18 protein-coding genes are annotated in these 19802 nt (G+C 62.3%); 7 read left to right on the top strand and 11 right to left on the bottom strand.

Going from position 1 to position 19802, the window contains the following annotated elements:
- Positions 1–14: 14 nt before the first annotated feature.
- The 5 genes from B0E50_RS17615 to B0E50_RS17635 form a co-directional block, all read right to left on the bottom strand.
- A complete protein-coding gene (locus tag B0E50_RS17615; RefSeq protein ID WP_077442588.1) occupies positions 15–944 on the bottom strand; it encodes a DMT family transporter in 930 nt (309 codons plus the stop codon).
- Between the two features lie 153 nt (positions 945–1097).
- On the bottom strand, positions 1098–1316 hold the full coding sequence (locus tag B0E50_RS17620) for a hypothetical protein (RefSeq protein WP_077442687.1): 219 nt from the start codon (positions 1314–1316) through the stop codon (positions 1098–1100).
- A gap of 104 nt (positions 1317–1420) precedes the next feature.
- Positions 1421–3571, bottom strand: coding sequence for an AsmA family protein (locus B0E50_RS17625; RefSeq protein WP_077442589.1), 2151 nt, complete (start codon positions 3569–3571; stop codon positions 1421–1423).
- A 120-nt stretch (positions 3572–3691) separates the two neighbouring features.
- Complete coding sequence (locus tag B0E50_RS17630; protein ID WP_077442688.1) at positions 3692–4285, bottom strand: phospholipid methyltransferase; 594 nt, start codon at positions 4283–4285, stop codon at positions 3692–3694.
- Positions 4286–4399: 114 nt separating this feature from the next.
- Positions 4400–5356, bottom strand: a complete 957-nt coding sequence (locus B0E50_RS17635) for a peptidylprolyl isomerase (RefSeq protein ID WP_077442590.1) — start codon at positions 5354–5356, stop codon at positions 4400–4402.
- Positions 5357–5644: 288 nt separating this feature from the next.
- Between B0E50_RS17635 and B0E50_RS17640 the strand changes: the two genes are divergently transcribed.
- The 3 genes from B0E50_RS17640 to B0E50_RS17650 all read left to right on the top strand — a co-directional run bounded on the left by B0E50_RS17640 (position 5645) and on the right by B0E50_RS17650 (position 8231).
- Positions 5645–6652 (top strand): class I SAM-dependent methyltransferase, encoded by a 1008-nt coding sequence (locus B0E50_RS17640; RefSeq protein WP_139350924.1) that lies wholly within the window; start codon positions 5645–5647, stop codon positions 6650–6652.
- 314 nt (positions 6653–6966) lie between these two features.
- Entirely contained in the window at positions 6967–7329 is a 363-nt protein-coding gene (locus tag B0E50_RS17645; protein ID WP_077442592.1) for a PadR family transcriptional regulator, read from the top strand.
- Positions 7329–8231 carry a sensor domain-containing protein gene (locus B0E50_RS17650; RefSeq protein ID WP_077442593.1) on the top strand — a complete coding sequence of 301 codons (903 nt, stop codon included), beginning with the start codon at positions 7329–7331 and terminating at the stop codon, positions 8229–8231. Before B0E50_RS17645 ends, B0E50_RS17650 begins: the two co-directional genes overlap by 1 nt.
- 20 nt (positions 8232–8251) lie before the next feature.
- Here B0E50_RS17650 and B0E50_RS17655 read toward each other — a convergent pair whose 3' ends face one another.
- The 3 genes from B0E50_RS17655 to B0E50_RS17665 form a co-directional block, all read right to left on the bottom strand.
- Positions 8252–9799 carry a DUF1800 domain-containing protein gene (locus tag B0E50_RS17655; protein WP_254427335.1) on the bottom strand — a complete coding sequence of 516 codons (1548 nt, stop codon included), beginning with the start codon at positions 9797–9799 and terminating at the stop codon, positions 8252–8254.
- A 67-nt stretch (positions 9800–9866) separates the two neighbouring features.
- On the bottom strand, positions 9867–11069 hold the full coding sequence (locus tag B0E50_RS17660) for a DUF1501 domain-containing protein (RefSeq protein ID WP_077442595.1): 1203 nt from the start codon (positions 11067–11069) through the stop codon (positions 9867–9869).
- Positions 11070–11120: 51 nt separating this feature from the next.
- Positions 11121–12623 (bottom strand): DUF1800 domain-containing protein, encoded by a 1503-nt coding sequence (locus B0E50_RS17665; protein WP_254427336.1) that lies wholly within the window; start codon positions 12621–12623, stop codon positions 11121–11123.
- A gap of 266 nt (positions 12624–12889) precedes the next feature.
- Here B0E50_RS17665 and B0E50_RS17670 point away from each other — a divergent pair, with 266 nt between their 5' ends.
- On the top strand, positions 12890–13498 hold the full coding sequence (locus B0E50_RS17670) for a class I SAM-dependent methyltransferase (RefSeq protein ID WP_077442597.1): 609 nt from the start codon (positions 12890–12892) through the stop codon (positions 13496–13498).
- Between the two features lie 4 nt (positions 13499–13502).
- Here B0E50_RS17670 and nth read toward each other — a convergent pair whose 3' ends face one another.
- From nth to metG, 3 genes are read right to left on the bottom strand one after another with little or no spacing between them, the layout of a single operon-like run.
- Positions 13503–14141, bottom strand: coding sequence for an endonuclease III (nth, locus tag B0E50_RS17675; protein ID WP_077442598.1), 639 nt, complete (start codon positions 14139–14141; stop codon positions 13503–13505).
- Complete coding sequence (locus B0E50_RS17680; RefSeq protein WP_077442599.1) at positions 14138–14743, bottom strand: RnfABCDGE type electron transport complex subunit B; 606 nt, start codon at positions 14741–14743, stop codon at positions 14138–14140. The genes nth and B0E50_RS17680 overlap by 4 nt, the downstream gene beginning before the upstream one ends.
- A 9-nt stretch (positions 14744–14752) precedes the next feature.
- Positions 14753–16876, bottom strand: coding sequence for a methionine--tRNA ligase (gene metG, locus B0E50_RS17685; RefSeq protein WP_077442600.1), 2124 nt, complete (start codon positions 16874–16876; stop codon positions 14753–14755).
- Positions 16877–17090: 214 nt separating this feature from the next.
- Here metG and B0E50_RS17690 point away from each other — a divergent pair, with 214 nt between their 5' ends.
- Genes B0E50_RS17690 through B0E50_RS17700 form a run of 3 tightly spaced genes read left to right on the top strand, consistent with a single transcriptional unit; the run spans position 17091 to position 19730 of the window.
- Positions 17091–18254 (top strand): MFS transporter, encoded by a 1164-nt coding sequence (locus B0E50_RS17690; RefSeq protein ID WP_077442601.1) that lies wholly within the window; start codon positions 17091–17093, stop codon positions 18252–18254.
- Positions 18255–18280: 26 nt separating this feature from the next.
- Complete coding sequence (locus B0E50_RS17695) at positions 18281–18943, top strand: HAD family phosphatase (protein ID WP_077442602.1); 663 nt, start codon at positions 18281–18283, stop codon at positions 18941–18943.
- Positions 18936–19730 (top strand): DeoR/GlpR family DNA-binding transcription regulator, encoded by a 795-nt coding sequence (locus tag B0E50_RS17700; protein ID WP_077442603.1) that lies wholly within the window; start codon positions 18936–18938, stop codon positions 19728–19730. The genes B0E50_RS17695 and B0E50_RS17700 overlap by 8 nt, the downstream gene beginning before the upstream one ends.
- Positions 19731–19802 lie beyond the last annotated feature (72 nt).

A 19802-nucleotide genomic window follows, 5' to 3' on the forward strand; every position in this document is an offset into this window, starting at 1 on the left:
CCATTCGGCCGTGGTCAGTCGACGATGCTGTGGCTTTCGGTGGTGCCGAGCAGTTCGGGCTGCTTCGTGCCGCGCTGCGTACGATTCAGCAGTGGATGTGCGAACACCGCCGCGAGAATCACCGCCACGCCGGCGTAAAACCAGTGATCCAGTTCGTGCTGCTCGCCAAGCAGCACGATCGCCAGCACGATCGCGTAGACCGGCTCCAGATTCGTCACCATTTGCGTGCCGAACGCGCTCATGTGGCGCAGCGCCACCAGCGCCAGCGTGAAAGGTAGCAACGTGCAGCCGAACGACAGCGCGAGCAGCAGCAGTGCATCGTGCAGGTCCGGCAGCACGAAGGCCGGCCCGGTGTGCGGCAGCAGTGGTGCCAGCGCGGTGAGGAAGAGCGTGCCGGTGCCCAGCTCGATGCAGGTCACCGTCAACGGATCGCCGTGCTCGACCAGCCGCTTGTTGAGCGAGCCGAACAATGCCACGAACAGCGCCGACAGCACACCTACCGCGATACCCAGCCGCATACCGTGCGGCACGCCGCCGACCACCATCATTACGCCCGGCACTACGGCCACGCCGATCATCAGCTCGCGCGGGTCGAACTTGCGTTTGGCGATCCACGGTTCGATGAAGGCCAGGAACACCGGCCCCAGTGCAATGCAGGTCGCGCCGACCGAGGCGTTCGACAACTTGATCGCCGCATAGAAAGTCAGCCAGTGCAGCGACACCAGCACGCCAATGCCCGCGTACGCCCAGATCAGTCGGGCCGGCATTGCGCGCAAGCCGCGCCAGACCTTCGGCATCAGCAACAGCGCGGCCACCACCAGCAACATGCGCCACCACACCAGCGGCAACGCCGGCAACGTGATCAGTTTGCCGAGGATCGCGGTGAAGCCCCACAGCAATACGCAGAAGTGAATCTGCAGGCGGGCCTTCGTGATCGGTGGCATTGGCGGGATTCTTTCGACGTGACAGCGGACATTCTAACTGTCAGCGCAGCATTGTCCCGCTCGGGCTGTGGCCGCTTGGTGTGATTTCTTCGATGCAGGCAAGCCAACGATGCGCCCGGGCTGGGCGCACCGGGTCCAGCGGGAGTCGCTCAATCAGTGTACGTCGTGCTTGTGCGCATGCTTCTTTGCAGCGTGTTCGGCATGCTCGATCGCGTGCAGCTTGTGGCCGTGTGCCAGATGCGCATGGTGGCTGGCCTTGTCGTGATTGCCTGCCTCGGCATGTTCGGCTGCTGCGCGATGGTGTTTGGCGGCCTCGTCGAGGTGCTTGGCGGCTTCATGATGGTGATGATGAATTTCGTGCTGGTCGCTCATGGAAAGCTCCTTCATCAAAGGTGATCCCGATCCACAGGAGGATCGGGATCACTGAAGCTAGGCGCATGCAGTGACACTGTCATGACCCTTTGCTCAACGGTGCTTTAACGTGATTTCCTGCCGGTAGGCACGGCCCTGGCCGGCGTGCGCATCTGCTCCAGCACGGTGCTGCAGGTGTTTGCATTCGTGTTGTCGTGACTGGGCGCGACCAGTGCGAGCAGGGCAGCTGCGGGCGCAGCAACCACACCAAGCGCGACCGCACCGGCACCGCGAATCAACAACGGCCCCTTCTGCACGCCGACGTCGGGGTTTTTCAGCGTACCCTTGACGTATAGCGGTGAGCGCAGCGAGAAGATGCGGAAACCCTTGGTGTGCGGCGTGACATCGAGGTTGAGCTGTTCGCTGGCCATGTTCGCGGTGCCACTGACATTGATGGTGGCATCTTCCGTATCGAACACGAACAGTCGCGCATCGAACAGGCCGTCGGTGGCAATCAGGTCCGAAGCGGCACAGTTGATCTTCACTGTCTTGTCGCCGAACAGTTTGCCGATGACGATGTTGCCGACGTTGAGGCCGGCGGTTTCCAGCAGGGTCTTGCTGATCGCACCGTCATTCATCAGCAGCTTCAGTTCGCCATTGGCATGGGCCAACAGCGCGGCCACCGAGTTGCCGCGTACGCGGAGATCGGTGTCGCCATTGATTTCGCCGAAGCTGGTCTGCATCGGCGCGAATTCCGGAAACAGCTGCTTGAGCTTGAGATGACGTGCGCTCAGTTTCAGCGTGCCCTGCATCGGCGACTTGCCGCCATCCAGGCGGATGTGGCTGCTGATGCTGCCGCCGGCCAGCCCGAAGTTCAGTGGGTCCAGCTGCAGCAGGCCGCCAGTCATGACCAGATGGGTATTCAACGACTCGATCGGCAGACTCGGTCCATGCACGATGCGTACAGCGCTGAACTGCACGTCCGCATCCATCGCCTCCCAGCGATCGGTGCGGAAGGGCTCGACTGGCAGCACCTTGTCGGCAGGTTGCGCGGTGGCGTCACCGCGTTGCTGCTTTTCGGCGCTGGAGTCGGCTCCGATCAGTGGGGCCAGATCGGCAAATTGCAGCAGTTGCGATTTCACCGTGCCGCTCAACTTCGGCCGCGTGCCACCGGTGGTGTAATCGAGATCCCCAGCCAGGTCGCTGCCGCCGACACGGCCACGGAAGTGCTGGTAGCTGAAGTGAATGCCGTTGCGGTGGAGCTCGGCCTTGAGTCGTCCCTCCGTGGCATACGGCGGGGTGTCCGGCAGGGTAACGCCGATGATCGGATACAGCTTGGCCATGCTGGAGCCGGCGAACCACAGCTTGAGGTCGAGTGCCGCCAGATGCGTCGGATCGGTCAGTGTGCCGACCAGGGCGATATGGCTGTCGCCGATGCGCAACCGGGCCTGCACCGGAAATGGCTCGCCGTTCTGCTGCAAGGCCAGCACTGCACCGATTCGACCGCTGCCGCTGGTCGGTACGCCCTGATAAGTGCCATCAGCCTTCCAGGCGAACTGGTAACTGGTCTTGCTGGCAATGGCGCTGTTTGCGTTGCTCGTATCGTTGTTTTCAGCACGGGCCACGGCTTTTCCTGCGGCCGGACCCGCCGTCTTGTCGGCCTGCGCACGGGCATCGGCGGACTCCTGCACCACAATCTGGTCGTACGGGATCGCCTGTTGCAACGGTTCGACACTGAGCTGGAGTTTCACCTTGCTGGTGGCGTCATCCAGCGCGATCTGGCCGCGATCGAAACCGATCGCCCCGAGATCAAGCACCCACACCGACGGCGCACTGCTCTGCGGCAGACTGAAGTCCCATGTGGCCTGTCCCTGCTTGTTGCGTTCGAGGTCGATGCTCGGCTGCATCAGTTGCAGTGATGGAATACTGATGCGATGGGCGAGCAGCCCCAGCGGCGACAAACGAAAGCGCAACCCATCCAGATGCGCGAACTGCGGCTGATCTGCCCAGGACGGATTTGATATTTGGATATCGCGCGCGGTGAACTCGGGCCATGGCACCAGTGCAGCCAGTCCGCCATCGGCCGGCTCGCGCTGCCATGCCACGCTCAGGTCGCCATTGATCGCGAAAGGTCGGCCGATGGCCTGGCTGACTTTTTCATTGAGATAGGGCTTGAGCCGGTTCCAGTCGAAGGTGGCGATGACGATGACCACGACGACGATCAGTACCAGCAGCGTGCCCACCATCCAGCTCATTACCTTGCGGCTGCGTTTCATCGGTTGCTTCCTGCGCTACGCCCTGCAACAGCGAGCCTTGCCCGTACTGATAACGTAGCCAATGGCAAGGTTATGTATGCAAGGCGGCAAGAAACTCAGCAGGGATTCATGCGTCAGGCATCACGCCGCAACCCTGTTGCGCTGGCGTCGACCTATGCGATACACCGCAGCTGGCGGCAGATTGAACAACACGCTGCCGATGCGTACCGCTTCAAGGTCGAGCCGTTCCAGAAGGTGCCGCGGCAACGGGCAGCGCGGGCCGTAGGTGAACTGGTAGAACGCGCCGTTGGAGTGCAGCTGTCGCTCGAATACGCCCTGGATGATCGCCGCGACCTGGCTTGCCGGCATCGACAGCAATGGCAAGCCGCTGATCACTGCGCTGGCCCGCTCATCGCCGAACAGGGGAAGCGCATCGCCCAGCCGCGCGGCGTCCATGCTCAGTACATGCGCACCCGGATAGCGATGTGCCAGGGCGTCGGCAAAAACCGGGTCGGCCTCAATCAACGCAAGACGATGGGTCGGTATGCCGCGGGCAACCAGGGCACGTGTGAACACACCCGTGCCAGGGCCCAGTTCGATCACCGGGCCATCAAGATGGTTGATGTGCGTGGTCATCAGCCGCGCCAGTGACGGGCCCGACGGTGTCAGTGCGCCGATGCTGCGCGGGGCTCGCATCCAGGCCCGCAGGAAGGTCAAGGTATCGTTCAGCGGCATCGTGGCTTCCAGCGGGACGGGCAATGAGCGTGCGGACACGCTCAGTCCCACAAGTTAACCGACAAGGCTGAACAGAATGTTTTCATGGCGCGGTTATAACCGTTGTCCCGACCATCAAGGTCTGGCGGACGTGGTGGCTTGGGCGGTGCGTACCGGTACGTCGATATCGCACAGGTCGACCTTGCCGGCAGGCACGGCATAGAACGCATCGCGACGGTTGCGCTTTGCTTCGATCAGGGCGGTGAACGTAGGGCTGTCGGTACGCAGTACTTCCAGTGAGGGCCGCTGAGCTGGCGGCAGATCGACGGCCAGTTGCACGGATTCGATGGCGGTTCGCTGCGCCGGCGCGGTATAGAAACCCATCGGACCTGTGCCGCGTGGCAAGCCGGACAGCAACGGCATGCCTTCCAGTACGCGGCCGATCACGGCGAGGTTGCGGTCCAGCCGACGTGGCGCCTGGCCGATGACCGCATACAACGCGCTGCCGTTGCCGGTTTCCGGGCCGTTGTCGCGCCCCACGCCGACCATGCCGTAGCAGTGGGTCAGCCATTCCTGTCCGCTGGCCGGGTCACGTGCCACCGGGAAACCTTCGGAGAAGCCGACCTGGGGTGCATAGACATCGCCATCCGGTAGCGCGGTCCATGGCAGTTTCGGGTCGATTGGGCGCGTGAATTCCGGTGGAAGCTTGGTTTTCGCTTTGCCCAGCGAGCGGATTTTTTTCGGGTCGCCGCCATCGTCGCCAGCTGGATCGTCCCACTGGGTCACGAAGTTGTCCTGCACCCGCACGATGGCCAAGTCGTCGAAGTAGTGCTGTCGCACCAGAGTACGGATATTCGCCGCGTGCAGTGGTGTGAAGTCCGGTGCCAGCTCGATCAATACACGGCCAGCTGGCAGTTGCATGACCAGTAGATTGCTCGGGTCGGGCCGGCGCCATTCAGCCGGGCTGGACTTGGCAAGGAGCTCCTGGGACGTCGGTGTTGCTGTGGATTTGCCCTGATCGGCGAGTGCGGGCGCCGCAATCAGACAGGCGGCCAGTGCGGTGGCGGCGACGAGGTGGCGGCGACGAAACATGCATTTCCCCTTCGGACTGTGGACCAATGGAAGGCGCAACTTAGCAGAGCCGGGGCGGACACATTGTCAATGTGTCCGCGACTGAGTCGATCCATGTCTGTTGAACACTGAGCCTGCGGCCGGCGATCCACGATGCCTGTGTCAATCAGTTTTCACGTTCATGGCGTCGGCTGTGCCAACGATAGGGCAGATGGCGCAACTGGATGTCTGCTACCTTGTCGAACCATCGGAAACTGCCGTACCAGGCGATGTTTGCTTGAAACCCCAGGCCACTCTCATCGAAAAGATATGAATCGACAAGACTTCCTGCTTCATGGTGTTTCGCTGGCCAAGAAGACTGCACTCGAAATTGGTCCGTTGGCGAGTCCAATTGTCACAAGAGAGATGGGTGATGTGATCTATGTCGACTATGCCGACGCTGCATTTCTGCGTCATCGATACGAACACGACCCCAATGTGGACGTCGCGAAAATCGTCGACATCGATGCGATATGGGGCGAAGACACGTTGCAAGAGGCCATCGGCACGAATAGAAAAGTTGACTATGTGATTGCCTGTCATGTCATCGAACATGTTCCCGATCTCATAACATGGCTGAACGAAATCGAACATGTCCTGACAAGCAATGGCGAGGTCAGGCTGGCGATACCCGACAAGCGGTATACCTTTGACTATTTGCGTTCCGAAACGCGGCTTGCCGATGTGGTGACGGCAAATCTGGTACGTGCCCGTATCCCGCAGTCGCGTGAAATCATCGACTTTGCCGTCAACAAGACGCAAATGGATACCGACGCCGCGTGGCGAGGAGAGGTCGACGTAACACGGTTGCCGCGGGATTACACGTTCGAAGATGCCGTGCGGCTTGCGCAGGATGCCATCACGCATGGCACCTATCACGACGTGCACTGCTGGGTGTTCACCCCATACTCGTTTGCCAAGCTCATGGGTGAACTTGTGGAAGCAGGCCTGGTTCACTTCATGTGCGCGGATTTCATCGACACGGCGTATGGCCAGCTCGAATTTTTCTGCACGCTCAAGACTTCGCTTGATAAGTCGAAGTGCATCGAAAGTTGGCGGGCCATGTGCGATACCGCTCAACGCCCCAATCCCGTCACCAATGATACTTTCCGGTTGAAACAGGAGTTGCTGGAGTGCAACGCGAGCCTGCATAAGCTGGATGCGCAGCTACGATCTTGCCAGAATCTCGTGAATGACTACAGAACTTCCACTTCATGGAAAATAACCGCTCCGCTGCGGGCGTTTATCGCGGTCTGGCGAAAATTGTTTGCGCGATAGTGCTTGGAGCGAGTGACTTGGCGCCCTGCAAAGCGTGAGTGGCGGTACTGCCAGTGCGCTGCATGTCCGTATGAGCATCAGCGTGTAGTGGCCATGGCGGCAAGGTTTCACAGAACCTGATTTCGCCACCGCCGATACGGCACTTGATGAAACGATGATGTGTCCAGCACCGATTCGAATCGAGTCGAAACCATCATTGTGCGAGTTGCCATGCCAAGCTGCGGGAATCGCTCATGCATGACTTCAGGCCCATGTGCTAGTCATAACTAAACACTATGGTTCACTCAGGCCTAAGCCGCAGTGCAGGTGAGTGAATGGAAGACAGTGCCAGCCAGTTGAAGAAGTTCCAGAAGGAGCTTTCCAGCGGCACCGTGTCGCTGGTTCTGCTGGCGGTACTTGGCCAGTCGCGCCAGCCGATGTACGGGTACCAGATTGCCAAGCGGCTGGAGGAGGTCGGCGAAGGTGTGCTGGCCGGCAAACAGAGCGCGTTGTATCCCGTCTTGCGCAATCTGGAAGGGGCCGGATTGCTGGCCAGCGAAGTCGAGCCTTCGATCAGTGGGCCACCGCGCCGCTATTACCGCATCACCAAACCGGGGCGCGATGTATTGCGCGAGTGGGTCGCGGCGTGGACTGCGACCCGCGATTCCGTCGATAACGTCTTGCAAGGAGGGGTGTAATGAACGCGCCACGCACCATCAACGAATATCTGGAACAACTGCGTACCGCTTTGCGTGGTGCCGATCCAGCCCTGGTCCAGGATGCGCTGTACGACGCCGAGGAACACCTGCGCGCGGAGCTGGCGGAACAACCTGGTCGCGATGAGGCAGCCATGCTCGAGCATGTCGTCGGCAGTTATGGTGCGCCGGACGAGGTGGCGGACATCTATCGTGATCAGGAAATAAAAATCCAGCGTGCGATCCGGCCGCCGCCGCCGCCGCAACGCCGTTCGACGTTGGGGAAATTCTTTGGCGTGGCGGCCGATCCGCATACCTACGGCGCGCTGTTCTATCTGTTGCTGGCGCTGGTCACCGGGATCTTCTATTTCACCTGGGCGGTGACCGGTCTGTCGTTGTCGGCAGGCCTGTCGATCCTGATCATCGGTATTCCGTTCTTCCTGCTGTTCCTTGGCAGTGTGCGCGGGTTGTCGCTGCTGGAAGGGCGCATCGTCGAAACCATGCTCGGTGTGCGCATGCCGCGCCGGCCACCGTATCCGTCGCAGCAAGGGTTGCCGCTGTTGAAGCGCATCGGGGCGATGTTCACTGACGGCCGTACCTGGGGCACGCTGTTCTACATGCTGCTGATGCTGCCGCTGGGGATCATCTACTTCACCGTTGCCGTGACGCTGTTGAGCGTATCGCTGGCCTTCATCGGTTCGCCCTTCTTCAAGGCCTTCGGTTTCAACGTGATCAACATGAACGTCGATGGCTACAGCTATTACGGCCCTGGCTGGGCTGGCACCCTTGCGCTCTGCTTCGTCGGCATTGTGCTGCTGTTCGCCAGCCTGCACCTGGTACGCGGCATCGGCCGCCTGCATGGGCAGATCGCCAAGCATCTGCTGGTCCCCAGTTCGGAGGCGTGAGTGCACCCAGGAAATACAGCTCAGCGATAGTTGAGGTCTGGCGATGACAACAGGAAGGTATTCCATTCCTGTTGCGAGTTGGCCTTGGCCAGTGCGTTGCGGGTTGGTGCCGTAAGCCGCGGCTCGATCGCGTCGTAATACAGCCGCGTGGTCAGCATTGGAAATCCGGCCTCGCGTGAATTGCTGCCGACCGGAGTGAACAGCTGGTTGTTGCCGGTGCCTATCGCGTTGGCGATGTCGAAGCGTTTTTCCATCTGCCCCGAGCTGGACCAGCTGGCGCCATCCAAAGGCCAGCCGTCAGGAGTAATGCGTCCGAACAGCGGTTCATCCAGCTGATTCAGCCAGTTGACCAGTGGCAGGGCATTGGCGAGCGGTTTGCCGTCGTAGGCCAGTCGTACCGACGACACCACGAACTGGGTCGGATCCTTGAATTTCTTGCCGGCGCTGGTCACGATCTCTTGTGAATCGAACATCGTGCGCATCACTTTGGCGATATCGCCGTCGCTGTGCAGGAAAGTTCGGGCCATCTTGTCCACCAGTTTCTTCGGCGGCTGGTCGGCCACGAAATATTCGGCAAGCTGCTGCGAGATGAACTGCGCGCAGGCGGGCTGATGCACGATGATGTCGATCGCCTGGTTCACCTCATCGAAGCCACTGCCATGGATGACATGGCCGAGGAAAGTCTTGTCACTGAAATCGTGCCGCTGCGGGTTGAACTGGAACAAGCCGCGATTGACGACCAGTGGTGCGAACTTCGGATTGAAACGCTGCGGCTTGCCGTCGACCGGCGCGATGCCCACACCGGTGAGGATCAGCGCAAGTTGCTGCACGTCCTGTTGGGTGTAGCCGGAGTCCACGCCAAGCGTATGCAGCTCCATCAGTTCGCGCGCGTAGTTTTCGTTGACGTGGCCTTTCGCGTTCTGCGCGTTGTCGAGAAACTCGAGCATCGCCGGACTTTCCAGCGTGGCTATCAGCAGGTCTTTGAATTTGCCCAGGGCATGCGGGCGAATCGTGTTCTGTACGTAGTCGGCCAGCTCCCAGCGGATGCGTCCCTTCGCGGCATACACGCTGAAATGGTTGAGCCAGAACCACACGAGTTGTTCTTTCAGCTGGTTCGGGCCGTACACCGCCTGCAGTAGTTCGGCCTGTTGTGCTTGTTGCAACCATTGGTTGCCCTGTGCCTGCAGGGCCTTGTTCGCGGCGACTTTATCCGACCCATCGGGCAGCGCCTTGATGCGCTGCTGCTCGGCTTGAAGCGTCACAAGCTGTTGCGTGGTCGGTATGCGGATGGCTTCGAAGCTGCCGATCAGGGTGGTGATTTCAGGTGGCAGTTGGCCATCCACGCGGCCGGTGAGTTGTGCGTCCAGGAGACGTTCGCGCCCGAGGCTGCGATATTGATCCACGCTGATCGTGTCCAGACCGAAGCCGTCACGGCGCAGCCACGCAATATCGTCGCTGCCCAGGCTGGTGATGCCACGTGCGCTGGTCAGCAACGGTATGAGCAGGAGCAGCCCTGCGACCATGCACTGTCGACGTGTCGTCGTCATGAAGCGGGCGGCAACAGACATGGGGCGCATGCGGGATGTTCCATCGGAAAGAGGGGGCGATTCATGCAGTGTCGCGGCAATTCGCCGTTCACACCAGGCGCAGATCCTTGGGTCTTGCCTGCGGGAATACCGTTTGCAGCTGACTATCATGCAGGCCCCACACACGGCCCATCAGGCCACCCAGCGTGTCGCGGTAATTGTTGAGTACGGGGTAGTCACGGTTCTGCAGCAAACTTTGCTGGTTCACGGCGACCTGCTCGCCAGCGATGCGGCCACCGTTGACTTTGCCGCCGAGCACCCAGTGCACGGTTCCGTGACCGTGGTCGGTGCCCTTGTCGCCGTTCTCGCGGAAGGTGCGGCCGAACTCGGAGACCACCACCACCACGGTGTTGTTCCATTCGTTACCCAGCGCGTCGGCGTAGGCACTCAATCCTTCGCCGAGATTGCGCAGGTTGTTGGCGAGGCCGCCGGTGATGCTGCCCTGGTTCACGTGGGTGTCCCAGCCGCCCACATCGATGAAGCCGAGTCGGTAGCGGTCGCGCATCAGCGTGGCGATGCGTTGCGTTTCGGCGGCAAAGCCTTTCGCGCTGGGTGCGCCACGGCTGGCCTGGATCATTTCGTTGCGCAGATCCTGCGAGACCGTGTTCGGTAACGCAAGACCATCCGCGGTGGCGGCGGCGAGTGACGTGCCCTGGTACATCTGGGTGAGGATCGCCGACTGGCGCGCGTCGAAATGTGGCTTGGTATCACCCTTGAGCGAGATATTGGGAATGTCATGGCCGGCTCCCTGGAAACTGAGGGGCAGGGTATTTGTGAAAGCGATCGGTGGAACGCTGGGCAGCGTGCTGGACAGGCGGGCGAGAAAACCGGAACGGAAGTTGCCGCGCTGGGCCGTTGGTTCGCCGGATTCGATATTGTCCTGAGTCTCGAAATGGCTGCGCGACAGATCGTCGGTGCCGGCGAACGGCACGAACGCGATCTGCTTGCGCTGCCACAGCGGATAGATCGAATCGCGCAGCACCGGGTTGAGGCCCCAGTTTGCGTCCAGCGCGATGGCGCTGTTCGGGTTGCCCGCATCAGGCTTGGCGATTGCCAGTGTGGGCCGCGACTCGTAATAGAAGTCGCTGCTGTGGGGTACCAGCAGGTTGTTGCAGTCATAGCCGCCGCGCAGGAACACCAGCAGGAAGCGCGGTGCGCTGGTTGGCGTGGCGAACAACTTTCCGGAGAACGACAGGGCTGGCAACGCAGCGGTAGCGCTGGCGGCGGCAAACAGGAATTCGCGGCGGTTCATGGTGCACCTCGGTGATGGTCAGCAAGCTCGTCCATGCAGGCAGGGGTTGCGTCAGCGGTAATTGAAATCGGGTGACGACAGCAGGAACGTGTTCCATTCCATCGGCGATTTGGCTTGGCTAAGGGCGTTGTTGGTGGCAGTGGACAGCCCTTGCGCGATCGCGTCGCGATACAGCGCCGAGTCGCGCAATGCGGGAGCATCCCGCGGTGGATTCGCCGAAGCGCCCGGCAGTACAGGATCGCTGTTATCCACGAACAGCCGGTTGCGTCCGCTGCCGATCACGCCGGCGAAGTCGAAGCGTTTGCTCATCTGGCCCGAGCCGGTCCAACTGGCCGAATCCAGCGGCCAGCCGTCGGGCGTGATGCGGCCATACAGCGGCTCACCCATCTGCCGCAGCCAGTTCACCAGCGGCACCGCGTTCGGAATCGGCTGGCCGTCGTAGGTCAGCCGCATCGCCGAGACCAGGAAACGCATCGGGTCCTTGAACTTGTGTCCGTCGACGGCGGCAGCTTCCGGCGACAGCAGCATCGTGCGCATGACCGCGGCGATGTCGCCGTCGGTGCGCTGGAACGTGCTCGCCATCGCATCGACCAGCGACGCCGATGGCTGGTCGGCGATGAAGTAGGTGGCGAGCTGCTGCGAGATGAAGTGCGCGCAGGCCGGCTGGCGCACGATCAGATCCACGGCCTGGGCGATCTCGTCGTAGCCAGTGCCCTGGAGGGCGTGGCCGAGGAAGCTTTTGTCGCCGAAATCGTGCTGGTTTGGGTTGAATACGAACAGGCCATCGCGCACCAGGCCAGGGCGCGCACGGGCGAACAGGTTGCGGCGCGCAGCCGGCTTCGCTGGCAGCAGGCCGGCGCCGGTGAGGATGCGCATCAGCTGCTGCACGTCCTGCTGGCTGTAGCCGGAGTTCACGCCCAGCGTGTGCAGTTCCATCAGCTCGCGCGCGTAGTTCTCGTTGGTCTTGTCCTTGACGTTGTGCACGTTGTCGAGAAATACCAACATGGCAGGGCTCTGCAGCGTGGCCATGACCAGATCCTTGAACTTGCCCAGTGCATGCGGACGGATCACGTGCTCCTCGTAGTCGGCGGTGAACAGGCGTACAGGCCCCTTCTCCGCATATACGCTGAAGTGATTGAGCCAGAACCACACCAATTGTTCCTTCAGCTGGTCGCCGCCATAGATCGCATGCAGCATCTCGGCCTGCGCTGCCTGCTGGTAGATGTCCCGGCGGTACAGCTGGAATGCCTTCTTCGCGGCTTCCTTGGCCGGGCTGTCCGACATCTGCTTGAACTGCTGCGCGCGCTCCTGGTACTCGGCAAGCTGCTGCCCTAGCGGCGTGCTGATGACGGTGAGGTTCTGGATCTGTGCGGCAACCTGCGGCGGCAGGCTGTCGTCACCGCTGGCAAGTTGTTCGTCGAGGAAGCGCGTGCGGCCCAGTTCGCGATAGCGCGCCAGCGTGATGCTGTCGAGGCCGAAGCCGTCGCGGCGCAACCAGGCGATGTCGCCCAGTCGCAAGCCATCCACCTTCGCGGTAACTGTCGTGGTTGGCATGCTGTCCGATGGCCTCCCATTGCCAGCGCAAGCCAGTGCAGGAGCCAGGGTCAGCAGCAAGCCGAGAACCAAAACACGGCAGCGTAGCGGGGCGGTGGCAGGCATGCGTCCGTACTCGGATGAGGGGTGTTGCGTAGTGTTAACGCAAAGGCCGTGCTTCGGCTGACCGTCGCCATGTGACGGATAGCGCATATTCCGGGGCGATTCAGCTGAAGTGCCCATCGCGTGCCGCGGCGGTTACCATGCGACTCCCGCCGGAGCCTGTCATGCCCAAGACCTACGACCGCGACTATTTCGACAAGTGGTACCGCGATCCCCGGCACGCAGTCGGTTCGCCGACCGAACTGAAGCGCAAGGTGGCGATGGTGGTGGCGCAGGCCGAGTACTACCTGGGTCGGCCGATCCGCAACGTGCTCGATGTCGGTTGTGGCGAGGCCACTTGGCGGGCGCCGCTGCGCGCGCTGCGGCCGGGTATCGCTTATCGCGGACTGGATGCCAGCGAATACGTGGCGGCGCGCTATGGCCGCAGTCGCAATATCGGCCTGGCGCGCTTCGGCCAGCTGGAACAGCTGCGCTTCGATATGCGCTTCGACCTGATCGTATGCACCGATGTGATGCATTACCTGAAGCCGGCCGAGATCCGCGCCGGCCTGCAGGGCATCGGCGAGATGCTCGAAGGCGTCGCGTTTCTGGAGGTATTCACCAGTCGCGATGATGTCGCCGGCGACCACCACGGTTTCGTGCCGCGCGCGCCGGCTTGGTACCTGCGCGAATTCGGTGAGGTTGGACTGCTGCCATGCGGTTCGCACTGCTATCTGGGGCCGCGGCTGGAACGCCACATCGCGGCACTGGAGCGGGCGCAGTTGCCGGCCTGACGGCTCAGTCGGCGGCCGTCTTGTCCTTGTAGTGGCACAGGTCGCGGATCGCGCAGTGCGGGCAGTCCGGCTTGCGCGCCTTGCACACGTAGCGGCCGTGCAGGATCAGCCAGTGGTGGGCGTCCTGCTTGAACTCGGTGGGGATTACCTTCTCCAGCTTGTCCTCGACCGCGCGCACATCCTTGCCCGTCGCGAGGCCAGTACGGTTGGCTACGCGGAAGATATGCGTGTCCACCGCGATGGTCGGCTCGCCGAACGCCGTATTGAGCACCACGTTGGCCGTCTTGCGACCTACGCCCGGCAACGCTTCCAGCGCTTCGCGGTTATGTGGCACTTCGCCATCATGTTGCTCGATCAGGAGCCGGCACAGCGCGATCACGTTCTTCGCCTTCGCGTTGAACAGGCCAATCGTGCTGATGTAGTGCTTCAGATTTTCCTCGCCGAGATCGAGCATCGCTTGCGGCGTGTTTGCCACTGGATAGAGTTTCTTCGTTGCCTTGTTCACGCCCACATCGGTGGCTTGCGCCGACAACACTACCGCGACGAGTAGTTCGAACGGCGTGGTGTAGACAAGCTCGGTGGTCGGGTGTGGGTTGAGTTCGCGCAGGCGCGTGAACAGTTCGATCACATCGGCGCGCTTCACGGCTTCGGCTCCTGTTGTTTCGCCTTGGCGCGGGCTAGCGCCGCCAGCACGGGATTGACCGGGTTGGCTGTGGCGTCCACTGCCACCTTGCGTGCAGCGAGTTCGGCTTCGCGTAGCACACGCAGATGTTCCAGCCGTGTTTCACGACGTTGGAAATGCACGCGCGCTGCCTCGGCATGAACTGTGTCGATCTGTGTTTCCGGCATCGGTAGCAGCACGATGCAGTCGACCGGGCAGGCCGGTACGCATAGTTCGCAGCCGGTGCAATCGTCGGCGATCACTGTGTGCATCAGCTTGGATGCACCGACGATCGCGTCGACCGGGCAGGCCTGGATGCATTTGGTGCAACCGATGCAGTCCGCTTCGACGATGCGTGCCAGCGTGCGCGGCTTCTCGACACCATGCTCGGGGCTCAGCAGCAGCACTGGTCGCTGCAACAGCGCGGCCAGCTTCTCGATGCCTGCCACGCCACCGGGCGGACACTGGTTGATCTGCGCCTCGCCACGCGCGATCGCTTCCGCATACGGCCGGCAGCCGTGGTAGCCGCATTGCTCGCACTGCGTCTGGGGCAGGATCGCATCGATGCGGTCGACCAGGGTCATGGCAGGACTTCAGCGGACGGTGGCACCTGGCGTCGCGCCCTGGTCGGCGTCGAGCAGGAACAGGTCGTTACCGCCGTCGCCCGCCGACAGGATCATGCCCTCGGACAGGCCAAAGCGCATCTTGCGCGGGGCGAGGTTGGCGATGAATACCACGTTGCGGCCGACCAGCTTCTCCGGTTCGCCGTAGGCGGCGCGGATGCCGGAGAAAATCTGTCGCTTGCCCAGCGGGCCGGCGTCCAGTTCGAAGCGCAGCAGCTTGTCGGAACCCTCGACGAATTCGCAGGCGATGACCTTGCCGATGCGCAGGTCGAGTTTGGCGAAATCGTCGATGCCAATGATGGCGGCGCCATCGACGGCATTGCCGTTGGTGGGGGCATTCGGAATGCGGCTTGCTTCGCTCATGGTCTTGCTGGGTTCCCTGGATTTCTTGGCAGGCGCGGGTTTGGCTTCGGCAGCGGAGCCGCCAAGCGACTCCTTCGATGCTTCCACCATTGCCTCGATGCGCTTGGGGTCGATGCGTGCGAGCAACGGTTCAAACGCGTTGACGGTGTGACCGTGCAGTTCGAGGCGGGCGTTGTCGAAACTGGTGATCGGCGCGGCGAGGAATTGTTCGGCGGCGGCCACGGTGGCGGGCATGACCGGTTTGAGCAGGCCGGCGAGCAGGCGGAAGGCAGCCAGCGCGAACGAGCACACCTGATGCAGCGCGTCGCGCTTTGCTGCGTCCTTGGCCATCAGCCACGGCGCCTTGGCGGCGATGTGGCCATTCACCAGATCCGCCATCAGCACGAAGCGCCGGGTGACTTCGGCGAATTCACCGTCTTCGTAAAGCTGGTCGATACCGTCGTAATGCGACAGCAGGATTTGCCACAGCGCGGCTTCTTCGGCGTCGAAGCGATCGGCGAGCTTGCCGTCGAAGAATTTCTGCACGAAGCCGGCCGTGCGGCTGGCGATGTTCACCCACTTGCCGACCAGGTGCGAGTTGACGCGCTCCTCGAATGCCTTGAGGTCGAGATCCACATCGACCGGCGCATCGCTGAGCATGGTGGTGAAGTAGTAGCGCAGGAATTCCGGATGCAGCCCCGCGTCGAGATACGTGCGCGCCTGGATGAAGGTGCCGCGCGATTTGGACATCTTGGCGCCGTTCACCGTGAGGTAACCGTTGACATGCAGCGCGGTCGGCGTGCGGAACTGCGCGCCACGCAGCATCGCCGGCCAGAACAGTCCGTGGAAGTTGATGATGTCCTTGCCGATGAAGTGGTGCATCTCGGCGATGCTGTCGGGACCAAGGAAGTCGTCGAACTTCAGCCCGGTCTGATCGCACAGCGCCTTGAAGCTGGCCAGGTAACCCACCGGCGCGTCCAGCCACACGTAGAAGAACTTGCCCGGTGCGTCGGGGATCGGGAAGCCGAAGTAGGGGGCGTCGCGCGAAATGTCCCAGTCCTTCAGGCCACCATCCAGCCACTCCCGCAGCTTCGCCACGACACCGCTGTTCGCCACCGGCTTGTCGTGGGTGAACTTGCCGGCGAACCAGTCGTGCAGCAGGCCCTCGAACTTGCTCAGCTCGAAGAAGTAATGCTCCGAATCTCGCAACACGGGCGTGGCGCCGGACATCACCGAATAGGGGTTGATCAGGTCGGTCGGCGCATACGTGGCGCCACAGTGCTCGCAGTTGTCGCCATACTGGTCCGGCGTACCGCAGTTCGGGCACACACCCTTGATGTAGCGATCCGGCAGGAACATCTGCTTTTCGGGGTCGAACAACTGCTGGATGCTGCGTTTGGCGATGTACCCGCTGTCGCGCAGACGCGTGTAGATCAGCGAGGCCAGCTCGCGGTTCTCGTCCGAGTGCGTGGTGTGGTAGTGGTCGAAGCTGAATTGGAAATCCGCGAAGTCGGCTTCATGGCCTGCGCGAATCTCCGCAATGAACGCTTCTGGTGTCATGCCGGCCTTTTCGGCAGCCAGCATGATCGGTGTGCCATGGGCATCGTCGGCGGCGACGAAATGCACCTCGTTGCCCATCATCCGCTGCGCGCGCACCCAGATATCCGTCTGGATATAGCCAAGCATATGGCCCAGATGCAGCGGGCCATTGGCATAGGGCAAAGCGTGGGTGACGAGCAGGCGACGACTCATGGCAGACAGGCACTCCGGAATGACTGCGCATTATTGCATGCGAGCCTGCGCTGGCCGTATCTCGGGGCTTGCGTGAGGTATCGGTGCCAACGGGTGTGATGCGGCGGCATGGGCTCGACGTGGTGTGCGAGTCTCTGAGGCGCACGGTTTCTTTGTTGCATGATTTGGCGTGTTTATATACATTTATGCGTGTTTTAAAAGATAGAGCGGGACAATGAATGTGCTTGGTGGATCCATTTCAACGGGGCACGAGCAGCTCGGGGCGGCCACCCGCGCCACCCGTCTGATCTTCCTGGTATCCGGCATCGGCATGGCCAGCTGGGCACCGATGGTGCCGTACGCCAAGGCGCGGCTGGGGCTGGACGATGCGGATCTTGGCCTGGTGCTGCTGGCCTTCGGTGGTGGCTCGATGCTGTCGATGCCGCTGGTCGGTTGGCTGACCCATAGCTACGGCAACCGCACGGTGATCAGCGTGGCCGGATTGCTGCTGTGCGTGGCGATTCCGCTGCTCGCGATCGTGCCGAGCGCGCTGACACTGACAGTGACACTGCTGTACTTCGGCGCGATGCTGGGTGCGGTGGATGTGGCAATGAACGCGCATGCAGTCGAGGTGGAGCGGCGCGACGGTCGCGCACTGATGTCAGGTTTCCATGGGCTTTTCAGTATCGGCGGCCTCGCTGGTGCCGCCGTCATGAGTGCACTGCTTGCGTTGGGTCTGCCACTGTGGGCTGGCGCCGTGGTGATCGCGCTGGCGCTGGCGTTGATCGTGCTCAGTCAGCGCAACAGCCTGCTTTCCCGTGTGGACGATGCAGCCGAACAGACGGCGGTGTTTCGTCTGCCGCGCGGGCTGGTATTGCTGCTCGGCGTGCTGTGCTTCGTGAGTTTCCTGGCCGAGGGTTCGATGCTCGACTGGAGCGCCGTGTTGCTGCGCGATTTCCGCGGGTTCTCCGCGGCATCCGCCGGCATCGGCTACGCCTGTTTCTCGGTGGCGATGGCAGCCGGTCGGCTTGCCGGCGACCGGGTGGTCGGGCGGCTGGGTCCGGTATGGGCGGTGCGCATCGGTGCCGGTACAGCGGCGCTCGGGTTCCTGCTGGCGGCGATGGCGTCGTGGTCACCGCTTTCGCTGTTCGGTTTCGTGCTGATTGGCCTGGGCGCATCGAACATCGTGCCGGTGATGTTCAGTGCGGCGGGGCGCCTGCCGGGTATACCACCGGCCATTTCCATCGCCACGGTGACCACGCTGGGCTATGCCGGTCTGCTCAGTGGCCCGGCACTGATCGGTTTCCTGGCCCATGCCAGTAACCTGCCGGTGGCGCTGGCCGTGGTCGCCGGCATGCTGCTGCTGGTGGCAGCCTCGGCGCGGATCGTGCGGCGTTGAATGACATGCATAACGAGGATGATGAAATGAGCGAGCGTGGAATCGGACATGCAGCAGTGGACACGGTGATCTTCGATCTCGGCGGTGTTCTGATCGAATGGAACCCACGCCATCTGTATCGCCAGCTGTTCGATGACGAGCAGGCGATGGAGCGGTTCCTGGCCGAGGTGTGCAATTCGCCATGGAACGAGCAACAGGACGCCGGGCGTCCATGGGACGAGGCCATCCGGCTGCGTAGCGCGGAGTTCCCCGAACACACCGCGCTGATCGCCGCCTACCGCACGCGCTGGGACGAGATGCTGCGCGGCCCGCTGCATGACAGTCTGGCGATACTTCATGAGCTGCGCGCGCGCGGCATGCGCCTGTACGCCTTGACCAACTGGTCGCAGGAGACGTTTCCACTGGCCTTCGATCGCTATCCGTTCCTGCAGGTATTCGAGGGCATCGTGGTGTCCGGGGCGGAACGGCTGATCAAGCCCGATCCAGCAATCTTCCACGTGCTGTTGAATCGTTACGGCGTTCAAGCGCAACGCGCCGTCTTTATCGACGATGCTCCGCGCAATGTGGCTGCGGCGGCGAAGCTAGGCATGCACGCGCTGCACTTCCGCGATGCCGCGACTTTGCGTGCTGAACTGGTGGCGCTGGGTTTGCTCGACGCCGCGTCGCCGCAGGTGCGTGAGCATGGCTAAGGTGAATCCCGGCGAGATGCTGCCGCAGGAGCGTCAGCAATGGATACTCGATCGACTGCGCCAGCGCGGTCGCGTGGTGGCGGTGGAGCTGGCGGCGGAATTCGTGGTGTCCGAGGATTCGGTCCGGCGCGATCTGCGCGAGCTGGCTGCTCAGGGCTTGTGCAAGCGTGTCTACGGCGGGGCGTTGCCCTTGTCCGCTGCCGTTGCACCGCTCAAGCAGCGACGCCAGGAACACGCCGGCCGCAAGCTGGCGCTCGCCCGCAAGGCGGTGACCCTGGTGCGGCAGGGGCAGGTGTTGCTGATCGATGCCGGCTCGACCAATGCGGCGATCGCTGCTGCGTTGCCAGCGGATTTCGGCCTGACCGTGGTGACCAATGCACCGGATATCGCGCAGACCCTGCTGGAACGCGAAGGCTTCGAGATTCTGCTGATCGGCGGTCGGATCGACGTGCGGATTGGCGCTGCCGTCGGTGCGCAGGCGGTGCAGGAGATCCAGCGGGTACGTGCCGATCTGTGCTTTCCCGGGGCCTGCGCCGTTGATGCGGACGGTGGACTATGGGGGTTCGACAGTGAGGAAGCCTTGCTGAAGCGGGCGATGGTCGAGGCCGGCGGCGAGACGGTCGTTGTTGCCACCAGCGACAAGCTCGGCACGGTGGCGACGCATCGGGTGGCCGGTATCGACGAAGTGCAGCATCTGGTGGTCGAACACGATGTCAGCCGTGCGCTGCGTGCAAGCTTCAGCGCACAGGGCTTGGTCGTGCATCGGGCCGACCCGGCCGCAGCATGAAATGGGCATGCACCGCCTGAGGCTTGCCCACCACCCATGAAAAACCCCATGCCAGGAGCGCTGGCATGGGGT

This window comes from Rhodanobacter sp. C01 (assembly GCF_002001045.1).
Classification (GTDB): Bacteria; Pseudomonadota; Gammaproteobacteria; order Xanthomonadales; family Rhodanobacteraceae; genus Rhodanobacter.

Coding starts and splice junctions, on each gene's coding strand:
- B0E50_RS17650 (WP_077442593.1), top strand. CDS start 7,329: ATGAACGCGCCACGCACCATCAACGAATATCTGGAACAACTGCGTACC.
- B0E50_RS17655 (WP_254427335.1), bottom strand. CDS start 9,799: ATGTCTGTTGCCGCCCGCTTCATGACGACGACACGTCGACAGTGCATG.
- B0E50_RS17630 (WP_077442688.1), bottom strand. CDS start 4,285: ATGCCGCTGAACGATACCTTGACCTTCCTGCGGGCCTGGATGCGAGCC.
- B0E50_RS17680 (WP_077442599.1), bottom strand. CDS start 14,743: ATGACCCTGGTCGACCGCATCGATGCGATCCTGCCCCAGACGCAGTGC.
- B0E50_RS17620 (WP_077442687.1), bottom strand. CDS start 1,316: ATGAGCGACCAGCACGAAATTCATCATCACCATCATGAAGCCGCCAAG.
- B0E50_RS17640 (WP_139350924.1), top strand. CDS start 5,645: ATGAATCGACAAGACTTCCTGCTTCATGGTGTTTCGCTGGCCAAGAAG.
- B0E50_RS17695 (WP_077442602.1), top strand. CDS start 18,281: ATGAGCGAGCGTGGAATCGGACATGCAGCAGTGGACACGGTGATCTTC.
- B0E50_RS17615 (WP_077442588.1), bottom strand. CDS start 944: ATGCCACCGATCACGAAGGCCCGCCTGCAGATTCACTTCTGCGTATTG.
- B0E50_RS17700 (WP_077442603.1), top strand. CDS start 18,936: ATGGCTAAGGTGAATCCCGGCGAGATGCTGCCGCAGGAGCGTCAGCAA.
- metG (WP_077442600.1), bottom strand. CDS start 16,876: ATGAGTCGTCGCCTGCTCGTCACCCACGCTTTGCCCTATGCCAATGGC.
- B0E50_RS17635 (WP_077442590.1), bottom strand. CDS start 5,356: ATGTTTCGTCGCCGCCACCTCGTCGCCGCCACCGCACTGGCCGCCTGT.
- B0E50_RS17670 (WP_077442597.1), top strand. CDS start 12,890: ATGCCCAAGACCTACGACCGCGACTATTTCGACAAGTGGTACCGCGAT.
- B0E50_RS17665 (WP_254427336.1), bottom strand. CDS start 12,623: ATGCCAACCACGACAGTTACCGCGAAGGTGGATGGCTTGCGACTGGGC.
- B0E50_RS17660 (WP_077442595.1), bottom strand. CDS start 11,069: ATGAACCGCCGCGAATTCCTGTTTGCCGCCGCCAGCGCTACCGCTGCG.
- B0E50_RS17645 (WP_077442592.1), top strand. CDS start 6,967: ATGGAAGACAGTGCCAGCCAGTTGAAGAAGTTCCAGAAGGAGCTTTCC.
- B0E50_RS17625 (WP_077442589.1), bottom strand. CDS start 3,571: ATGAAACGCAGCCGCAAGGTAATGAGCTGGATGGTGGGCACGCTGCTG.
- B0E50_RS17690 (WP_077442601.1), top strand. CDS start 17,091: ATGAATGTGCTTGGTGGATCCATTTCAACGGGGCACGAGCAGCTCGGG.